General features: G+C 67.5%; 15 protein-coding genes. 12 read left to right on the top strand and 3 right to left on the bottom strand.

The window, feature by feature from the left end:
* The first annotated feature begins 9 nt into the window (after nucleotides 1–9).
* From ACYX7E_RS09845 to ACYX7E_RS09795, 11 genes are all read left to right on the top strand, one after another.
* The gene (locus ACYX7E_RS09845) at nucleotides 10–2,052 is read left to right on the top strand and encodes a S9 family peptidase (protein WP_462080405.1); all 2,043 of its coding nucleotides are present in this window, start codon (nucleotides 10–12) and stop codon (nucleotides 2,050–2,052) included.
* A gap of 865 nt (nucleotides 2,053–2,917) precedes the next feature.
* Nucleotides 2,918–3,370: a PA2169 family four-helix-bundle protein gene (locus ACYX7E_RS09840; RefSeq protein WP_462080404.1), complete on the top strand. Its 453-nt coding sequence runs from the start codon at nucleotides 2,918–2,920 to the stop codon at nucleotides 3,368–3,370.
* Nucleotides 3,371–3,832: 462 nt separating this feature from the next.
* Nucleotides 3,833–5,125: an MFS transporter gene (locus tag ACYX7E_RS09835; RefSeq protein WP_462080403.1), complete on the top strand. Its 1,293-nt coding sequence runs from the start codon at nucleotides 3,833–3,835 to the stop codon at nucleotides 5,123–5,125.
* A 136-nt stretch (nucleotides 5,126–5,261) separates the two neighbouring features.
* Nucleotides 5,262–5,720: a DMT family transporter gene (locus ACYX7E_RS09830; protein WP_462080402.1), complete on the top strand. Its 459-nt coding sequence runs from the start codon at nucleotides 5,262–5,264 to the stop codon at nucleotides 5,718–5,720.
* Nucleotides 5,717–6,364 (top strand): HD domain-containing protein, encoded by a 648-nt coding sequence (locus ACYX7E_RS09825; RefSeq protein WP_462080401.1) that lies wholly within the window; start codon nucleotides 5,717–5,719, stop codon nucleotides 6,362–6,364. Before ACYX7E_RS09830 ends, ACYX7E_RS09825 begins: the two co-directional genes overlap by 4 nt.
* 296 nt (nucleotides 6,365–6,660) lie before the next feature.
* Nucleotides 6,661–7,116 (top strand): GNAT family N-acetyltransferase, encoded by a 456-nt coding sequence (locus ACYX7E_RS09820; protein WP_462080400.1) that lies wholly within the window; start codon nucleotides 6,661–6,663, stop codon nucleotides 7,114–7,116.
* 23 nt (nucleotides 7,117–7,139) lie between these two features.
* Nucleotides 7,140–7,505: a DUF6164 family protein gene (locus ACYX7E_RS09815; RefSeq protein WP_462080399.1), complete on the top strand. Its 366-nt coding sequence runs from the start codon at nucleotides 7,140–7,142 to the stop codon at nucleotides 7,503–7,505.
* 158 nt (nucleotides 7,506–7,663) lie between these two features.
* Nucleotides 7,664–8,716 (top strand): S66 peptidase family protein, encoded by a 1,053-nt coding sequence (locus ACYX7E_RS09810; RefSeq protein WP_462080398.1) that lies wholly within the window; start codon nucleotides 7,664–7,666, stop codon nucleotides 8,714–8,716.
* Between the two features lie 207 nt (nucleotides 8,717–8,923).
* Nucleotides 8,924–10,480 (top strand): leucyl aminopeptidase, encoded by a 1,557-nt coding sequence (locus ACYX7E_RS09805; RefSeq protein ID WP_462080397.1) that lies wholly within the window; start codon nucleotides 8,924–8,926, stop codon nucleotides 10,478–10,480.
* Between the two features lie 29 nt (nucleotides 10,481–10,509).
* Nucleotides 10,510–11,283, top strand: a complete 774-nt coding sequence (locus tag ACYX7E_RS09800; protein WP_462080396.1) for a sulfurtransferase — start codon at nucleotides 10,510–10,512, stop codon at nucleotides 11,281–11,283.
* Complete coding sequence (locus ACYX7E_RS09795) at nucleotides 11,280–11,501, top strand: hypothetical protein (RefSeq protein WP_462080395.1); 222 nt, start codon at nucleotides 11,280–11,282, stop codon at nucleotides 11,499–11,501. Before ACYX7E_RS09800 ends, ACYX7E_RS09795 begins: the two co-directional genes overlap by 4 nt.
* Nucleotides 11,502–11,624: 123 nt before the next feature.
* On the opposite strand, the gene ACYX7E_RS09790 is transcribed toward ACYX7E_RS09795, so the two are convergent.
* The 3 genes from ACYX7E_RS09790 to ACYX7E_RS09780 form a co-directional block, all read right to left on the bottom strand.
* Nucleotides 11,625–12,380 (bottom strand): type 1 glutamine amidotransferase, encoded by a 756-nt coding sequence (locus ACYX7E_RS09790; protein WP_462080394.1) that lies wholly within the window; start codon nucleotides 12,378–12,380, stop codon nucleotides 11,625–11,627.
* Between the two features lie 197 nt (nucleotides 12,381–12,577).
* The gene (locus ACYX7E_RS09785) at nucleotides 12,578–14,479 is read right to left on the bottom strand and encodes a DEAD/DEAH box helicase (protein ID WP_462080393.1); all 1,902 of its coding nucleotides are present in this window, start codon (nucleotides 14,477–14,479) and stop codon (nucleotides 12,578–12,580) included.
* Nucleotides 14,480–14,750: 271 nt separating this feature from the next.
* Entirely contained in the window at nucleotides 14,751–15,908 is a 1,158-nt protein-coding gene (locus ACYX7E_RS09780; protein WP_462080392.1) for a GGDEF domain-containing protein, read from the bottom strand.
* A 479-nt stretch (nucleotides 15,909–16,387) separates the two neighbouring features.
* Between ACYX7E_RS09780 and ACYX7E_RS09775 the strand changes: the two genes are divergently transcribed.
* Nucleotides 16,388–17,983, top strand: coding sequence for a protein adenylyltransferase SelO (locus ACYX7E_RS09775; RefSeq protein ID WP_462080391.1), 1,596 nt, complete (start codon nucleotides 16,388–16,390; stop codon nucleotides 17,981–17,983).
* Nucleotides 17,984–17,993: the final 10 nt, after the last annotated feature.

The following is a 17,993-nucleotide window of genomic DNA, read 5'->3' as shown; positions in this document are numbered from 1 at the left end:
GGGTAGTCCATGCAGCGATGGACCCGCGTGCTTTTCGTTGTCCTGCTGGCCTTCGCCAGCGTCTGTGCCCAGGCCGCCAGCGGTGGCATGACGCTGGAGCAGATCGCCAATACCCGCAGCGTGGTGTCGGTGGCGATCAGCCCCGACGGCAGTCAGGTCGCCTATGTGCTGTCGGTGCCGCGCCAGGTCGGCGTCGATGACGATGGTCCGGCGCGCTCGGAACTGCATGTCGTCGATCGCGCCGGCAACAGCCGCGCTTTCGTCACCGGCAAGGTCAACGTCGGCGCTGTCGAATGGGCAGCCGACGGCCAGGGCATCCTGTATCTGGCCAAGCGCGACGGCGACGAGACCCGCGCGCTATACCGCATTCCGTTGCAGGGGGGCGAATCGCGCCGCATCGCGACGCTGAAGTCCGATATCGCATCCTTCAGCCAGTCGGCCGATGGTCGTCGCGTCGCGCTGCTCGCCAGCGAGCAGGAAAGCGACGAACTCAAGGCGCTGCGCAAGCAGGGCTTCAGCCAGAAGGTCTACGAGGAGGACTGGCGCCCGGTGCAGTTGTGGATCCGCGACCTCGCCGACGACAAGGCCGAACCGCGCCTGGTCAAGCTGGAAGGCAGCGTGCAGGGCGTGCGCTGGAGCCCGGCGGGAGATCGCCTCGCGCTGACGGTCGCGCCGCGCCAGTTGACCGACGACACCCTGGTCTTCACCAAGGTGCACATCGTCTCGCCGGAAGGCCGCTTGCTCGGGCAGGTCGACAACCCCGGCAAGCTCGGCGAGTTTTCCTGGAGCAGCAACGGCTCGCACCTGGCGATCATCTCCGCGGCCGACATCAACGATCCGCAGCAGGGTCGGCTGACCATTGTCGGCAAGAACGGTGGCGTGCAGCGCGACCTGCTGCCCGGCCTGGAAGGCCATGTCATCAACCTGGTCTGGCGCGACGACTCGCATGTGGTGTTCATCAGCCATGAGGGCGTGCAGGCACGCGTCGGCGAAGTCGCGGCCGACGGCAGCAATGCCCGCACGCTGCTGCCGGCACCGGGTCCGATCTGGACCGGCCTGGCGGTGGCCCGCAATGGCGACCTGGCGTTGAGCGGCAGCACGCCGACGTTCGCCAGCGAGGCCTTCGTGCTGCCTGCCGGCGGCACCGCGCCGACCCGGCTGACCGACAGCAATCCCTGGCTCAAGGACGTGCGCCTGGCCCGTCAGGAAGTGGTGCGCTACAAGGCCCGCGACGGCCTCGAACTCGAAGGCCTGCTGGTGCATCCGCTGGAGCGTCGCGGCAACGCGCGCGTGCCGCTGATGCTGGTCGTGCATGGCGGTCCGGAATCGCACTTCTCCCATGGCTGGCTCAATGCGTACTCGCAGCCGGCGCAGTATGCGGCGGCCGAGGGCTATGCGGTGTTCTTCCCGAACTACCGCGCCAGCACCGGGCGCGGTGTCGCGTTCTCCAAGCTCGACCATGGCCGACCGGGCATGGAGGAGTTCGACGACCTGGTCGATGGCGTCGATCACCTGGTCGGCATCGGCCTGGTCGACAAGGCCAAGGTCGGCATCACCGGAGGCTCCTATGGCGGCTACGCCAGTGCCTGGGGCGCGACCTATTACAGCGAGCGCTTTGCCGCGTCGGTGATGTTTGTCGGCATTTCCGACATGGCCAACCTGATCACCACCGGCGACATCCCGTACGAGCAGTACCGCGTGCACATGCAGACCTGGCCGTGGGAAAGCCCGGAGATGTTCCGCCAGGCCAGCCCGATCACGCATGCGCAGAAGTCGCGCACGCCGACGCTGATCCTGCATGGCGAAGCCGACCCGCGCGTGCCGGTGATGCAGTCGTACATGATGTACCGCTACCTGAAGCTGGCCGGCCAGGCGCCGGTGCGGCTGGTGCTGTATCCGGGCGAGGGACATGGCAACTCGCGCGCAGCATCGCGTTACGACTATTCGCTGCGCCTGATGCAGTGGATGGACCATTACCTGAAGGGACCCGGTGGCGAGCCGCCGGCGTATCAGCTCGACTACGCGTTGCCGAAGGCGGCAGCCGCGAAGTAGGGCGCTCATCGCGCTCGCCCGCGAGCGTCGATGCCATCGCATCCCCTGAAAGCCGCGACCCGGGTCGCGGCTTTTTTTTGGTGCTTCGTCTGATCGTGGGAATCGTAGGATTGCCGGATGGCGGATTCGGTGCGCTGATTCGGATTTGCAGCGGTCGCAGGCTGCGGCTGCTCTTCCCTCGGTCAGGGCATCCTGCCCTGACTCGGGCGCACGCCATCCACGGCGTGCTCGACGCAACCTCCACCCGCGGCCGCTGCCGCGAGCGTCACGATCGCGGTGTCGGCATGTTTTCGAAGCATGCCCTCGTCGTCGAAGACTTCAGCATATCCATCACCGGCCGTCGCGATGCAGGTTCCGAAGCCGGCGATGGCTCCTGTCTGGCATCTGGGCGTGGGCTGATGAGCTCGCACATGACAGTCGCCATCACGCGTGCTGCATGGAGGTGAATGCGCCGGGTTGTGCAGTGTTCGCGTTCGCAGCATGTCCGCGTTCATCGATGTCCCCATCGATCCTGCTGTCATCTGTGAGCACATGATCAATCACGCCGCCTTGCCGCGCGTGTCGCTAGCATCGTGGTCGTCGATCAGGAGCGCGCTTGCCGCGTTTGATGACAACCTGCTCTGCGACAGCCTGGACAGGACGCCCATGTGGGCGTCGAGACCAGGCGGGGCAGTCGACATGCGAGCGAATGCATGTCGTTGTCTACCGGGTGTGCGGTCACCGTGTTCATTCGCCTGGCAACAGGTTCCGGCAATGGCGGCGCATCCGGTCGACGCCCTCGCGCGATGCTGTCTATTCGCCGCGGGGGTTGATGATGATGCCTTGCAATCACGCCAGGCATGACCCAGCAATCCGGAGATTCAGCATGTCCAGCAACCAGAGCGTCAGCACCCTTAACGACCTGATCGCGATCACCCGCGACGGCAAGGATTTCTACGAAGAAGCGGCAGGCAAGGTCGAGGATCCGGGCCTGCAGTCATTGTTCTCGCGCTTTGCAGCCAGCAAGTCGCAGGTTGTCGCCGAACTTGGCGGTGCCGTGCAGGCCGCGGGTGGCCAGCCCGAGCAGTCGGGCACGATGGTCGGCAGCATGCAGCAGATGTACGGCAAGGTGCGCGCCGCACTCGGCGATCGCAACTACGGCTATGTCGCCGAACTCGAGGAGTCCGAGGACCGTCTGCTCGGCGCGTTCAAGGACGCATTGAAGGACGACGAGACGCCGCCGGCCGCCCGCGACGTCATCGGCCGCCTGTTGCCCGAGGTGCAGGGCTGTCATGACGTCATGCGCGACCGCAAGGCCGCGATGAAGCACGCCCACTGATCTTGTCCAACCTGGGCAGGCCCAACTGAGCAGGCCCAACTGAGCAGTCCCAGCTGAGCAGTCCCAGCTGAGCAGGCCTACTGGGTAGCAACCGTCACGCGGCGGGCGCGGCGCATGCCGTTGCCTGCCGCTGGCAGTTGCCATCCATGAGGCCTGTTTCCGCCCCTGTCGCCGCCGTGCGTCGGGGGGCGATGCGTACTGCAATGCCGCATGCACCCTCGACGTAGCTAGCTCGCCATAGCCACGGCTGCGGAGCCAGGGATGCGGGCAAGGGATGCGAGAAACAGGCGCTGCAGGCTGGCCGGCTCCCCCTTGGCAGGTGGGCGCGGCATCGGGACATGACCGGCATCCCGGTCGGTGCGGCCGACAATCGTCAATTCTTACGGTGCCTGCCGCATCGCGGACCTTCGTACCGCCGGTGCGATCAGGCAGAATCGCGGGGTCTTCCTGCGCGCGCTTCCCATGACCACCACCGCACCGCCCACCGCGTCGAAAGGCCGGGTCCTGTTTGCCAGCCTGATCGGCACCACGATCGAGTTCTTCGACTTCTACATCTATGCCACCGCTGCGGTGCTGGTGTTCCCCAAGCTGTTCTTTCCCGGCAGCGACCCGGCCTCGGCAACGCTGCAATCGCTGGCCACGTTCGCACTGGCGTTCTTCGCGCGTCCGATCGGCTCGGCGGTCTTCGGCCACTACGGCGACCGCATCGGACGCAAGGCGACCCTGGTCGCGGCCTTGCTGACGATGGGCATCTCCACCGTGGTCATCGGCCTGTTGCCGACCTATGCGCAGATCGGCGTGATGGCGCCGATCCTGCTGGCGGTGTGCCGCTTCGGCCAGGGCCTGGGGCTGGGCGGGGAGTGGGGCGGCGCCGTGTTGCTGGCGACCGAGAATGCGCCGCCGGGCAAGCGCGCCTGGTACGGCATGTTCCCGCAGTTGGGCGCGCCGATCGGGTTCTTCCTGTCGACCGGCATCTTCCTGGTGCTGACCGGCGTCATGGACGATCAGGCCTTCTTCAGCTGGGGCTGGCGCGTGCCGTTCCTGTCCAGCGCGGTGCTGGTGCTGGTCGGGCTGTGGGTGCGCCTGAGCATTTCAGAGACGCCGGCTTTCCAGCGCGTGCTGGATAAGCAGGAGCGTGCGCAGTTGCCGATGCGCGAGGTGCTGTTCGACCATCCCGGTGCGCTGCTGGTGGGCACCCTGCTCGCGGTCGCGACGTTCGTGCTGTTCTACCTGATGACGGTGTTCTCACTGAGCTGGGGCACTGCCCAGTTGGGTTACACGCGCGAGCAGTTCCTGTGGATGCAGATGGCCGGCGTGGTCTGCTTCGGTCTCGCGATCCCGATCTCGGCGCTGTACGCGGACCGCTTCGGCCGTCGTCGTGCGATGATCATCGCCAGCCTGGCGATCGCGGTGTTCGGCATTTTCTTTGCGCCGTTGTTCGTGTCCGGTAGCGTGCTGGGCACGATGTTCTTCCTGGCGCTGGGCCTGGGCCTGATGGGGCTGACCTATGGGCCGGTCGGCACGATCCTGGCCGAGCAGTTCCCGACGCGGGTGCGCTACACCGGTGCCTCGTTGGCTTTCAACCTCGCCGGCATCTTCGGCGCGTCGCTGGCGCCGTACATCGCGACCTGGCTCGCGGGCCGGTTCGGCCTGCAGTGGGTCGGCTACTACCTCAGCGCCGCCGCCGTGCTGAGCCTGCTGGCCTTGCTGGCGGTGGATCGCGCGCGCGACGTGCGCGAGACCGCGGCCGGCTGATGCCGGGCAGGAGCGTGCCCGTGAAGAGCGTGCCCGTGGAGAGCATCAACATGAAGAGCGCGACGATGAGGGGCGCGTCCATGCGCGCCTTGCGGGCGGGCATACACTGCATGGCACCTGCATACGGAGCGGTCGCATGAATGCGTGGATGCTGCTGGGCCTGGTGTTCGCCGTGGCCATCGGCATGGTGTTGCCGATGCAGGCATTGATCAACGCGCGCCTGGCCGAGCTGACGTCGGGGCCGCTGTTCGCTTCGTTCCTGTCGTTCCTGGTCGGGACGCTGGCACTGGGCGCGATGCTGCTGTTCAACCGTGGCGAAGGCGGGTTGCGTTCGCCACTGGAGATGCCGTGGTGGGTCTGGACCGGCGGCTTCATCGGGGCCTTGTTCGTGTTCGCCACGACCCTGCTGGTGCCACGCCTGGGGGCGGCCTCGATGATCTGCCTGGTCGTGCTGGGACAGGTCGTGGGCTCGCTGCTGCTGGATCACTATGGCGTGCTGCATGCGCCACGCCCTGCGGATGCGGTACGCGTTGCAGGCGCGTTGCTGGTGGTCGTCGGCGCGATGCTGGTCGTCAAGCCCTGGCAGCCGGCATGAGCGCGTTGCCCGAGGCATGGTGCGCAGTCGACGGGCTGGTGTTGCCGGAGGGCCAGCGGGCGGCGCTCGCCGCCGCCTACGCGACGCCGACACGGGCATACCACAATATCGAGCACGTCGGCGAAGTCCTGCGCCACTACCGCGATGCGGCCGATGCAGCGGGCTGGCGCCAGCCGCGCGAAGTCTGGCTCGCGGTGCTGTACCACGATGCGATCTACCAGGCCGGGCGCAGCGACAACGAAGCGCTGTCGGCGGAATTCGCACGCGCGCAGATTGCGCAATGGTTGCCCGACGCCGCGGTCGATGTCGATCGCGTCGTCGCGCTGATCCTGCTGACCGCACACCATGGCCAGCTCACGCCGGACCAGTTCGATGACGATCCCGATGCCGACGACACGCGCCGGTTCCTCGATTGCGACATGGCGATCCTCGGCGCACCGCCGGACGCTTTCGATGCCTACGACCGCGCGATTGCCGCGGAGTACCGTGGGCATGTCCCGGGCTGGTTGTTCAAGATCAACCGCCGGAAATTCCTGAAGGCCCTGCTGGGCAAGCCCCGGATCTATCTCAGCGGGGCATTCCATGCGCGACTGGACGCACAGGCCCGCAGCAACCTGCGTCGCGCGATCACGACCAAGCGGTAAGAACCTGTTCAAATTCTTGCTGCGCTTGCCATCTGGCGCGCGTGCGGTGCTCGGTTGCTCATGTACCTGCACGTACACTGCGCTTTCTGCGCTCCGCCACGCGCCACCTGGCTGCGCTCGCGACAGACTTTGAACAGGTTCTAAGCTGGACGTGGCTTGGTCGAGTGGGGTCGTATGGCTGACGCGTCCGTGCTGAAAGCCGCCCGTCGCGGGCATCGGGCCTGCCATGTTGGGTATCGAGGTCGAACGTCGGGCTTGGCGCATGGTCAGATCACCTGGAAACGAGGAAGCAGAACGTGGTGTTGCGTGCCGCCGTCGTCGAAGATCTTGAAGCGGTCAGTGCCCTGTGCATCGATGCGTTTACCCGGGCCGTCGCGCCGTCGCTGTCCGCGCAGGGCATCGCCACGTTCGCGCAGATCGCCGCTGCCGACAGCTTCCGCAGCCGCATGGCCGGCGACAACGAGATCCTGGTCATGCAGGACGACGCCGGCCTGCAGGGGGTCGTCGAGCTCAAGCAGGGGCGTCACCTGGCGATGTTGTTCGTCGCGCCGGGCCGCCAGCAGCAGGGTATCGGCCGCGCACTGGTCGCGGCGGCGGTCGAACGCGCGCGCGAAGACGTGCTGACGGTCAGCGCATCGCTGTCGTCGGTGCCGGCCTACCTGCGCTTCGGCTTCGCGTGCTCGGGCGAGGTCGCGGAGTCCTCGGGCCTGGTCTACCAGCCGATGCAGAAGCCGTTGCTTGCGGCGTCCTGATCGCCGCAGGCTATCATTCCTGCATGTCCAAGCTGCTGCTGAACCTGCGCAACGTCCCCGACGAGGAAATCGACGGCGTCCGTGCGTTCCTCGAGGCCAACGCCATCGAGTTCTACGAGACCACGCCCAGCCGCTGGGGGATTTCGTATGGCGGCATCTGGGTGCGGCACGACCGCGACCATGCCGAAGCCAAGCGGCTGATGGCCGACTTCCAGGCGCAATGGCGTGCGCGCGTGCGCGAAGAACATGCCCAGGCCGAGCGCGATGGCACCGCTCCGACCTTCGTCGACATCCTGCGCACGCAGCCATTGCGGGTCGCGCTGACGGTGCTGGCGATCCTCTTCATGTTCGGCCTGCTGGCCCTGCCGGGCTGGCTGTTGATGCGCTGAGCGCACCGGGCCTGCCGGGCCGCGGCTGCGCGGTGTGTCGGCTGAGCGGGGCATCGGCTGAGCAGTACTCGGGGGCGGCTCAGGCGAGCGCGTTGAATTGTTTGATATATTCGGGTTGGATATTTCGAATAATTTATTCAACGCAGCGGAGCGGCCTCGTGGACAAACGGCAATTCATCAGATCCGGCGTGCTGGCTGCGCTGTCGTTGCCGCTGGCCGGGCAGGGCCTGGCCTCCGCTGCGGCGCCGGGTGCGCGGCCGGGTCGCGTGCTGCCCGTGCGCTTGAACAAGGGCGATACCGTCGCGCTGGTCAGTCCGTCCAAGGCCACCGATGAGGCGCTCGACCTGACCATCGCGCAGGAAGTCATGCAGGCGCTGGGACTGCGGGTCAAGACCGGCGCCCACCTGGCCTCGCGGCGCGGCCATCTCGCCGGGACCGACGCCGAGCGTGCGGCCGACATCAATGCCATGTTCGCCGACCGCGAGGTCAAGGCGGTCATCTGCCTGCGCGGCGGTTCCGGTGCCGCGCGCCTGCTGCCGTTGCTGGACTACGGCCTGATCCGCGCCAATCCCAAGGTGCTGCTGGGGTATTCGGACATCACCGCGCTGCACAACGCGATCCATGCCAGGACCGGGCTGGTGACCTTCCATGGCCCCAACGGCACCGGCAGCTGGAACGACTTCAACGCCGACCAGTTCCGGCGGGTGTTCTTCGACCGCGAGCTGATGGACTACCGCAATGTCGTCGACGCCCGCGGCGAACTGGTGCAGCGGCAGAACCGCACGATCACGATTGCCGGCGGCAAGGCCCGCGGCGAGCTGGTCGGCGGCAACCTGACCGTGCTGACGGCGCTGGCGGGCTCGCCGTACCTGCCTGATTTCGACGGCAAGATCCTGTTCCTCGAAGATGTCGCCGAGGCCCCGTACCGCATCGACCGCATGCTCAGCACGCTGAAACTGATGGGCGCGCTGGACAGGATCGCGGGCCTGATCTTCGGCGAATGCAGCGACTGCAAGCCCGAGGGCGGTTACGGCTGGCTGACCATGGACCAGATCTTCGAGGACCACATCAAGCCGCTGAACATCCCGGCCTATCGCGGCGCGATGATCGGGCATATCCGCCAGCAGTTCATCGTCCCGGTGGGCGGGCTGGTCGAGATGGACGCCGATGCCGGTCGCTTCCGCCTGCTGGAGCCGGTGTTCCAGGGCTGATGCAAAAGCGGGTTGGATCCGCTGTCGACCGGGTTCTGCCGTGAGGCATGACATCCGGCACGGCCCCGGTCCGCACGCATGTCATAAAGTGGCGAGTGCCCACGTCGCCACGCATCGATGTGCCGTGCATGCGTCGACGACGCCGATCCGAACCCGTTCCGAACCCGTTCCGCGCGTTCTGCGCCCCCGCTTCGACAGGAGACCTTGATGAGCCGACTGCATGCCTGCCTGACCGCGACTGCCCTGATGTTCGCATTTGCCGGCCCCGCCGCCGCGCAACGGACCCTGGTCTTCGATGCGGCGACGGTCCCGCAGTCGGGCAGTGTCGCGATCACGGTGGCCGAAGGCCTGCCGCAGGCGGGCAGCTTCCAGGCGATCGACACCGCGACCCAGGGGGCATTGCGACGCGCGGCGACCGCGGCGGGCTTCAGCGGCAAGGCCGGTTCGCGACTCGACCTGAGCGGATTCGCCGGCTTCGACCGGCTGCTGGTGCTGGGGCTGGGCACGCAGGCGCCGGACCAGCGCAGTCTCGAGGACATCGGCGGCAATGTCGCGCAGGTCGCGGCCAAGAGCCGCAGTCCACGCTTCGAACTGGTCTGGGATGGTCAGCAGGCCGACGCGCCGTCCTGGCTGGCGTTCGGCGCCGAGCTGGGCCAGTACCGGTTCGACAAATACAAGACCGTGGGTGCCAGCGACGACAATGCCGCTGACGCCACCGGCAAGGGCGAGCTGGTGATCCGTTCCGGTGTGGGCGCTGCGGCAGGGACGGCCTATGCGGCGGACTGGCAGCCGGTCGCAGGGGCGGTGCGCTTTGCGCGCGACCTGGTGACCGAGCCGGCGAATGCTCTGTGGCCCGAGGCCTTCGTCGCACGCACGCGCGAGGCCGCGCGTGGACTGCCCGACCTGCATATCGAAGTGCTGGACGTGCCGGCAATGGAAAAGCTCGGCATGGGCTCGCTGCTGGCCGTCGGGCAGGGCAGCGTGCGGCCGCCACGCCTGATGCTGATCAGCTACAACGGCGGCAAGCCGGGCGACGCGCCGATCGCCTTCGTCGGCAAGGGCATCACCTTCGACAGTGGCGGCATCTCGCTGAAGCCGGGCACCAACATGTGGCGCATGAAGTACGACATGACCGGTGCGGCCTCGGCCACGGCCACCGTGCTGGGACTGGCCGGCCGCAAGGCGCCGGTCAATGCGATCGCGGTCGCGGCCCTGGCCGAGAACATGCCCTCGGGGTCGGCAGCGCGTCCCGGCGACGTGATCCGTACCGGCTCGGGCAAGACCTACGAAATCATCAGCACCGACGCCGAGGGCCGCATGGTGCTGGTCGATGCGCTGTGGTACCTGCAGCGCCAGCACGCGCCGAAGGTCATCATCGACATCGCGACGCTGACCGGCGCGATCGTCACCGCGCTGGGTAGCGACTATGCCGGCCTGTTCACGCGCGACGACGCGCTGGCGACGCAGCTCGCCAGCGCCGGCGAGCGCAGTGGCGAGGCGGTCTGGCGGATGCCGCTGCGCGAGGACTACGGCAAGGGCCTGCGTTCGCCGATCGCGGACCTGCGCAACGGCGGCGGCACGCCAGGCTCCGGCGCCGCCGCGTATTTCATCGGCGAGTGGGTCGACAAGACGATCCCGTGGGCGCACCTGGACATTGCCGGCATGGCCTGGAACGAAGGCTCGGGCAAGCCGACGTCGCCCGAGGGCGCGACCGCGTACGGCGTGCGCCTGCTCGACCGTTATGTGCGCGATCACCACGAATAGGGCAGTGCCGACCGCCCTACAATAGCGACATGATCACCAATATCGCCGCCTACCATTTCGTCGCCATCGACGATGCGGACGCGCTCGCCGGCAGGTTGCTGGAGCAGGCGACGGCGCGTGCGCTGCGCGGAACCGTGCTGGTCTCGGAAGAGGGCATCAACCTGTTCCTGGCCGGCGCCGATGCCGAGGTCTCGGCGCTGCTCGACGGGTTGCGTGCCGATCCGCGCTTCGCGACGCTGCAAGTCAAGACCAGCTACAGCCGCGCGCAGCCGTTCCCGAAGCTCAAGGTCAAGCGCAAGCGCGAGATCATCACCTTCCGTCGCGACGATGCCTCGCCGTTGCAGGGCCGCGCACCCGCCGTGGCGCCGGTCGACCTGGCGCGCTGGCTGCAGCAGGGTCACGACGATGCCGGCAAACCGGTCGTGCTGCTGGATACCCGCAACCGCGAGGAGATCGGCCACGGCACGTTCGCCAACGCGCTGACCCTGCCGATCGACAACTTCACCGAACTGCCGCAGGCGCTGGCGCCACATCGCGCGGCCCTGTCCGATGCCACCGTGGTCAGCTTCTGCACCGGCGGCATCCGCTGCGAGAAGGCCGCGTTGTGGATGCGTGCGGACGGCATGGACAACGTGCTGCAGCTCGACGGCGGCATCCTGGGTTACTTCGATGCCGTCGGTGGGCTGGGGTATGAAGGGCGCTGCTTCGTGTTCGACGGCCGCATCGCACTGGATCCGCAGCTCAACGCACTGGTCGACGAGGAGGCCGACGCCATGGCCGCCCAGGTCGAGGACGCGGCATGACCTGGCTCGGGATCGTCGTGATCATCATCGGCCTGTACCTGGCATTCAAGCTGGTCGGCGTGGTGCTGAAGCTGGCGATGTGGGGGCTGGTGCTTGTGGCCGCGTACTGGCTGCTGGCGCCGTACCTGGGGTGGCCGCCGCTGGACGAGGTGATCTACGTGCTGGGCCCGGATCTTTCGGGCACGCCGCTGCAGGATGTCGCCCGACCGCAGCCCTGAGACAGGCGCTGAGGCCGGTCGACGTGCGTCGACGGCCCGTGTCACGGATCGCCATGTGTTCGACGCCATCGGGTCCTGACGCGAGCGTTCGCGCTCAGACGAACCCGCCCAGACGGACTCGCCTCAGACGAACTCGCGCGACGGCAGCGTATAGCGTCGTTGCGGGCGGCCGACGAGGTCGAGGAAGTTGTTGAACACTGCGTCGGCCTGGCCCTGCATGTCGGCGATGTGCTGGCGGGTGTGCGCGCGGATCACATGCTCGTCGCGGCTGCCTTCGAGCCGTTGCAGTTCGGCGCGGTAGATGGGATTGGCCAGCCAGCGCTCGATCAGCGGCTCGTCCATTTCCAGGTGGAACTGGAAGCCGTAGGCCTTGTCGCCCCAGCGGAAGGCCTGTTGCTCGCAGCTGTCGGTGCGCGCCAGGTGCACCGCATCGCGCGGCACATCGAAGCGGTAGCTGTGCCACTGGAACACCGGCGTGCTGTCCTTCAGCGGCGACAGCACCGGATCCTCGCGGGCGGCTTCGGTCGCATGCAGCGGATACCAGCCGATCTCGGGTTCGCGATGCGGGATGACCGGTGCGCCCAGCGCATGCGCCAGCAGCTGCGCGCCCAGGCAGATGCCGAGCACGGGCTTGTTCTGGCCCAGCATTTTCTCGATCGCCTGCAGTTCGGTCTTCAGGTGCGGACGCGCCTGCTGCTCATCGACATTCATCGGTCCGCCCAGCACCACAAGTCCGTCGTAACGGTCGACATTGGGTTGGGCGTCGGGGTCGCGATCGAAGTTGACGAAGCGGATCCGGTGGCCACGCTGGCGGATCAGCGGATCCAGCGTACCCAGCGGTTCGGCGGCCACATGCTGGAAGACGAGGATCCGGGACATGCCTGATTCTAATCGGACTGCAATCGGGGTGGGCGAGGGGCCGGGTCTGACGAGGCGTGACGCCGGGGGCGGGTTCGACGTTTGAGAATAGTCGAACCTGACCCCTTCTGAAGCGCTTTGACGCGCGAGTCTTTGAAGCGTTTGAAGAAGCGTTTGAAGCCCGCTTCCTTTGCCGCGACGTCCCTGAAGCGGGCGGCTCAGCGGCGCGGCGGACCCTTGGGTGCGAACTTTCGCGGGCCGGGCGGCTTGCCGCCGGGACGTGCGCCCGGCGGACGCGGCTTGAACGATGGCTTGCCGGTGCGGCGGCCGTCGCTGGGCACGGTATCGGCGTCGGTCGCACGCTGCATGCGCAGCATCTGGCCGCCGACGCGGACCTTCTTCAGGTGCTCGAGCAGTTCGCGCGGCATGCCTTCGGGCAGGTCGACGAGGCTGTAGTCGTCGCGGATGTCGATGCGGCCGATATAGCGGCTCTCGAGGTCTGCCTCGTTGGCGATCGCGCCGACGATGTTGCCCGGCTGCACGCCATGCATGTGGCCGACCTCGATGCGGAAGGTCTCCATGCCCACTTCGGATTCGCGCGGCACGCCGGATTCGCTGCGGGGCGGACGCGGACCTTCCTGCGCGGGCCGGGCCTCGCGCGATTCACGGGCCTCACGCAATTCGCTGGACTCGCGCGGAGCACGTGGCTCACGCGCCTGTCGCGAGGCCTCGCGGCCACCGGGACGTTCGACGTACTCGCGCTCGAACGGTGGGCGGTCGGTCTTGCGCGGCGGGTCGAGCAGCAGCGGGGTATCGCCCTGGACGACCTTGGCCAGCGCGGCGGCGATCTCCGCAGCGGGCACATTGTGCTCGCGCTCGTAACGGTCGATCAGGTCGCGGTACATCGCCAGTTCCGGGCTTTCCAGCGCGCTGGTGATGCGCTCGAGGAACTTCGAGACGCGGCGTTCGTTGACGGTCTCGACGCTCGGCAGCTGCATCGGCTCGATCTTCTGCCGGGTCGCGCGCTCGATCGCACCGAGCATGCCGCGCTCGCGCGGGGCCACGAACAGGATCGCCTCGCCGCTGCGTCCGGCGCGGCCGGTGCGGCCGATGCGGTGGACGTAGCTCTCGGTGTCGTAGGGGATGTCGTAGTTCAGCACGTGGCTGATGCGCTCGACGTCCAGCCCGCGCGCGGCCACGTCGGTTGCGACCAGGATGTCGATGCGACCATCCTTCAGCGACTGCACCATCTTCTCGCGCTGCTTCTGCTCGACATCACCATGGATCGCGGCGGCCGACATCCCGCGCGCGGCGAGCTTCTCGGCCAGTTCCTGGCAGCCCAGCTTGGTACGCGCGAAGATGATCATCGCGTCGAACGGTTCGGCTTCGAGGATGCGGGTCAGCGCATCGAGCTTGTTGACGCCGCTGACCATCCAGTAACGCTGGCGGATGTTGGCCGCGGTGGTGGTGCTGGACTTGATCGCGATCTCGACCGGGTCCTTCAGGTAGGTCTGCGCGATGCGCTTGATCTGCGATGGCATCGTCGCCGAGAACAGCGCGACCTGGCGGGTCTCCGGGGTCTTCTTCAGTACCGCCTCGACATCGTCGATGAAACCCATACGCAGCATTTCATCGGCTTCGTCCAGCACCAGGCAGCGCAGCTCCGACAGGTCCAGCGAGCCGCGCTCCAGGTGGTCGATGACGCGGCCGGGCGTGCCGACCACCACGTGCACGCCGCGCTTGAGCGCGCCGAGCTGCGGGGCGTAGCCCTGGCCGCCGTAGATCGGCAGCACGTGGAATCCATGCATGCCGGTGGCGTACTTCTGGAAGGCTTCGGCGACCTGGATCGCGAGCTCGCGGGTCGGCGCCAGTACCAGCACCTGCGGCTTCTTGCCCGACAGGTCGATCTGGGCCAGTGCCGGCAGCGCGAATGCCGCGGTCTTGCCGGTGCCGGTCTGCGCCTGTCCGAGGACATCGCGGCCTTCGAGCAGCGGCGGGATCGTCGCCGCCTGGATCGGCGACGGCGACTCATAGCCGACGGCGCGGAGCGCCTGCAGCAGGGTGTCGGGCAGGCCAAAGTCGGCAAAGACGACTGGCTGGGTGGAGGGTTCGGCGCTCATAACGGGGCTCGTGGCACCGGAACTGCCGGCAACAGGAGTGACAGTTTACTTGCTTGGCGCCGGTTCCTGCCCGCGGCATGCCCTGGGGCCTGTTAACGCGACAGATACGTGTCGCACCGCCCCTGTGGGCGCGATTGGCAAGGAAGAGCGAGGGCGCGTATGTCGATACGCAACGCAGTGATGACGCCGTCAAGCGTGGCCACGGGGCCGCCCCTTCGGGTGTTGTCTCCGAGGCCGCCATGCGGCGCCGCAAGGCTGAACTGACGGCCAGTCAGTCGCTGCCCCGCGCGGCACCACCTGACGGGCTCGGAGACAGCATGCGACACGTATCTGTCGCGTTAACAAGCCCCAGGTGACTGGCCCGGAGCACCAGGTTGCGGCCCCGGCGCTTGGCTTCCAGCATCGCGGTGTCGGCCCGGGCGATGGTCAGGTCCAGCGTGGCCTGGTGGCTGTGCTGGGCCACCCCGGCGCTCAGCGTCAATGCGATCGGGCCGTCCAGCGCCGCGATCGCCTGGCGGATGCGCTCGGCGTAGTGGTAGGCGCCGGCCTCGTCGGTGCCGGGCAGCAGGGTCACGAATTCCTCCCCGCCCAGCCGGGCCAGCAGCTCGCCGGGCCGGCACTGCGCCAGCATCGTCGCCGCGGCGGCCTGCAGGATGCGGTCGCCGACGGCGTGCCCCTGCTGGTCGTTGATGGTCTTGAAATGGTCCAGGTCGAAGTACACCAGCGACAGCGAGGAACCCTCGTGCAGGCTGCGGGTGACCTGGCGCTGGGCGTGGACCTGCCAACCCTCGCGGTTCAATGCCCCGGTCAGCGAGTCGACGTGCAGGCGCGCCAGCAGGCGTTTGCGCAACTGGAACAGGTCCAGCGCACTGTCGAGGTAGGCCCGGCGCTGGGCCAGGCCGATGCTGATGCCGACCAGCGAGTACAGCAGGTACGCCAGCCACAGCATCGGCGGGGACGCCAGCAGCAACATCATCAGGAACAGCGGCAGGGCCAGCGCCAGGATCACCCCGGCCGTGGTCGCCGGGCGGAACGCATGCGGCAGCAGGATGATGGTCATCAGCATCGCCGCGACATGGGCCAGGCTCAGCCGCGCCGGCTCGGCCAGCGTGGTCATCACGATGCCGGTGCTGTAGGCGCAGACATAGGCCACGCCGGCCAGCTCGCGCCAGGCGCCGATGCTGCGCAGGTGGCTCAGCCAGGCAAACAGGAACAGAGCGGCGACCAGCAGCCCGCGTCGGGCCAGCATCAGGTTGGCGTCCGGGCCGGACATGATCACGTAGTCGCGCATCCAGCCGGCCAGGAACAGCAGCGGCAGCCCGTAGGACAGCAGCCGCCGGCTGTTGCGGGTGGTCAGGTAGGCATAGGCGAAGAACCGGTCGCGCTCGCTGACGTCGAGCTCGATCATCCGCCCATGGATCAATCGCATCAGTCCGTTGTGTCGCACGACCGTGTTCCCCCTGCGCCCCGGCACGATCGTGCCGGGGCCCTGTCGCTGGTCGACCGTCGCGCTGGCGGCGGCATCATAGTGTCAGTCAACGGCAAACACGCCCGTGTACGGGCAGGGTGGGAAATGCGGTGTTCATGTTGCGTACGCGCTTGCATCGGCAGCGATAGGCCGCATCTTCAGGGCTGGAGGTCATCGATAGGCGCGAACGCATCGATAGGCACGAATGTGGTTCGGCGCGGCAGATCAGGTCGGAACATGTGGATTGACTTTCGTGTGAATTGACATGCTTACAGGCATCCGCCAGAGGTATGCACGCTTGTCGGTACATGTGCTTTGAAGCCGGCTCGTTGAAGCCAGCGCGTTGAAAGCTGCTCCGATCGAACCTGCCCTCGCCATCTGCCGCCGTACAACCAGTTCGCGACTGCCCTTGCCACACCCACCTGGATGCCGACACCGCAATGATGTCCCTGAGATTCGACAACCGGTTCATCCGTTCGCTGCCCGGCGACACCTCGGTCGAGCCTGGCCCGCGCCAGGTCAGCGGGGCCGTGTGGTCGCCGGTGGCGCCGACGCCGGTCGCCGCGCCACGCTTGCTGGGCTGGTCGCGCGAGATGGCCCAGACCCTGGGGTTCAGCGATGCCGAGGTGGAGTCGCAGGCCTTCGCCGACGTCTTTGCAGGCAACGCGCTGCTACCGGGCATGCAGCCGTATGCCGGCAACTACGGCGGCCATCAGTTCGGCCATTGGGCCGGCCAACTGGGCGATGGCCGCGCGATCTCCCTGGGCGAGACCATCAACGCCGCCGGGGAGCGCTGGGAGCTGCAGCTCAAGGGCGCGGGTCCCACGCCGTATTCGCGCACCGCCGACGGGCGTGCGGTGTTGCGCTCGTCGCTGCGCGAGTTCATCTGCAGCGAGGCCATGCATCACCTTGGCGTGCCGACGACGCGCGCGCTGTCGCTGGTCGCGACCGGAGAATCGATCGTGCGCGACATGCTCTACGACGGCCATCCACGCAGGGAACCCGGCGCGGTGGTCTGCCGGGTCGCGCCGTCGTTCATCCGCTTCGGCCATTTCGAACTGCCGTATGCACGCGGCGACCATGCGCTGCTGCGACAGCTTGCGGATGTCACGATCGAGCGTGATTTCCCGTGGCTGTCGGGCCACGGCGAGACGCGCGATGGCGACTGGTTCGCCGAGGTCTGCCGGCGGACGGCGGTGATGGTTGCGCACTGGATGCGCGTGGGCTTCGTGCATGGCGTCATGAACACCGACAACATGTCGATCCTCGGCCTGACCATCGATTACGGTCCGTACGGCTGGATCGACGATTACGATCCCGACTGGACCCCCAACACCACCGATGCCGGTGGCCGCCGTTATCGCTTCGGCTGGCAGCCCAGGATCGCGCACTGGAACCTGGTGCGGCTGGCGCAGGCGTTGTCGCCGTTGTTCGGCGATGCGCAGCCGCTGCAGGCGGGACTGGACCTGTACTCGAGCACCTTCGACGCGGCCGAACGCGACCACCACGCGCGCAAGCTCGGATTGCCGGCGCTGCGCGACGACGACGCGTCTCGCGTCGCGGCACTGCAGGCCCTGCTGCAGGACGGCGAGGTCGACATGACGCTGTTCTTCCGCCAGCTCGCCGATGTCGATGCGCAGGCACCCAGCCTTGAGCCGCTGCAGCCCGCGTTCTACGACGGCGCCCGTCGCCAGCGCATCGAACCTGCCTTGCGCAACTGGCTGGAATGGCTGGCCGCACGCTGGCGTGACAGCGATGCCGAGGTCAATGTCGATACCGATGGCGACGCAGGCAACGCCGCCACACAGCGCCGTGCGTGCATGCAAGCGGCCAATCCGCGCTACGTGCCGCGCAACTACCTGGCGCAACAGGCCATCGATCGTGCAGAGGCGGGGGATACGGACGGCATCGCCGAACTGCTCGAGGTCATGCGCCAGCCCTATGTCGACCAGCCGGGCCGGGAGGCGTTCGCCGAGCGGCGACCGGACTGGGCCAGGACGCGGGTGGGATGCTCGATGCTGTCGTGCAGTTCCTGAGAGCCGGTTC

It is taken from the genome of Luteimonas sp. RIT-PG2_3, from assembly GCF_054902115.1.
Note: the sequence above shows the minus strand (reverse complement) of the source record. Positions and strands in the feature narration are given on the sequence as shown.

What these genes read in the sequence shown, in the direction of transcription:
- ACYX7E_RS09775 (WP_462080391.1), top strand. Translation starts at nt 16,388, where the DNA reads ATGATGTCCCTGAGATTCGACAACCGGTTCATCCGTTCGCTGCCCGGC.
- ACYX7E_RS09830 (WP_462080402.1), top strand. Translation starts at nt 5,262, where the DNA reads ATGAATGCGTGGATGCTGCTGGGCCTGGTGTTCGCCGTGGCCATCGGC.
- ACYX7E_RS09840 (WP_462080404.1), top strand. Translation starts at nt 2,918, where the DNA reads ATGTCCAGCAACCAGAGCGTCAGCACCCTTAACGACCTGATCGCGATC.
- ACYX7E_RS09800 (WP_462080396.1), top strand. Translation starts at nt 10,510, where the DNA reads ATGATCACCAATATCGCCGCCTACCATTTCGTCGCCATCGACGATGCG.
- ACYX7E_RS09790 (WP_462080394.1), bottom strand. Translation starts at nt 12,380, where the DNA reads ATGTCCCGGATCCTCGTCTTCCAGCATGTGGCCGCCGAACCGCTGGGT.
- ACYX7E_RS09780 (WP_462080392.1), bottom strand. Translation starts at nt 15,908, where the DNA reads ATGCGATTGATCCATGGGCGGATGATCGAGCTCGACGTCAGCGAGCGC.
- ACYX7E_RS09835 (WP_462080403.1), top strand. Translation starts at nt 3,833, where the DNA reads ATGACCACCACCGCACCGCCCACCGCGTCGAAAGGCCGGGTCCTGTTT.
- ACYX7E_RS09805 (WP_462080397.1), top strand. Translation starts at nt 8,924, where the DNA reads ATGAGCCGACTGCATGCCTGCCTGACCGCGACTGCCCTGATGTTCGCA.
- ACYX7E_RS09825 (WP_462080401.1), top strand. Translation starts at nt 5,717, where the DNA reads ATGAGCGCGTTGCCCGAGGCATGGTGCGCAGTCGACGGGCTGGTGTTG.
- ACYX7E_RS09815 (WP_462080399.1), top strand. Translation starts at nt 7,140, where the DNA reads ATGTCCAAGCTGCTGCTGAACCTGCGCAACGTCCCCGACGAGGAAATC.
- ACYX7E_RS09795 (WP_462080395.1), top strand. Translation starts at nt 11,280, where the DNA reads ATGACCTGGCTCGGGATCGTCGTGATCATCATCGGCCTGTACCTGGCA.
- ACYX7E_RS09845 (WP_462080405.1), top strand. Translation starts at nt 10, where the DNA reads ATGCAGCGATGGACCCGCGTGCTTTTCGTTGTCCTGCTGGCCTTCGCC.
- ACYX7E_RS09785 (WP_462080393.1), bottom strand. Translation starts at nt 14,479, where the DNA reads ATGAGCGCCGAACCCTCCACCCAGCCAGTCGTCTTTGCCGACTTTGGC.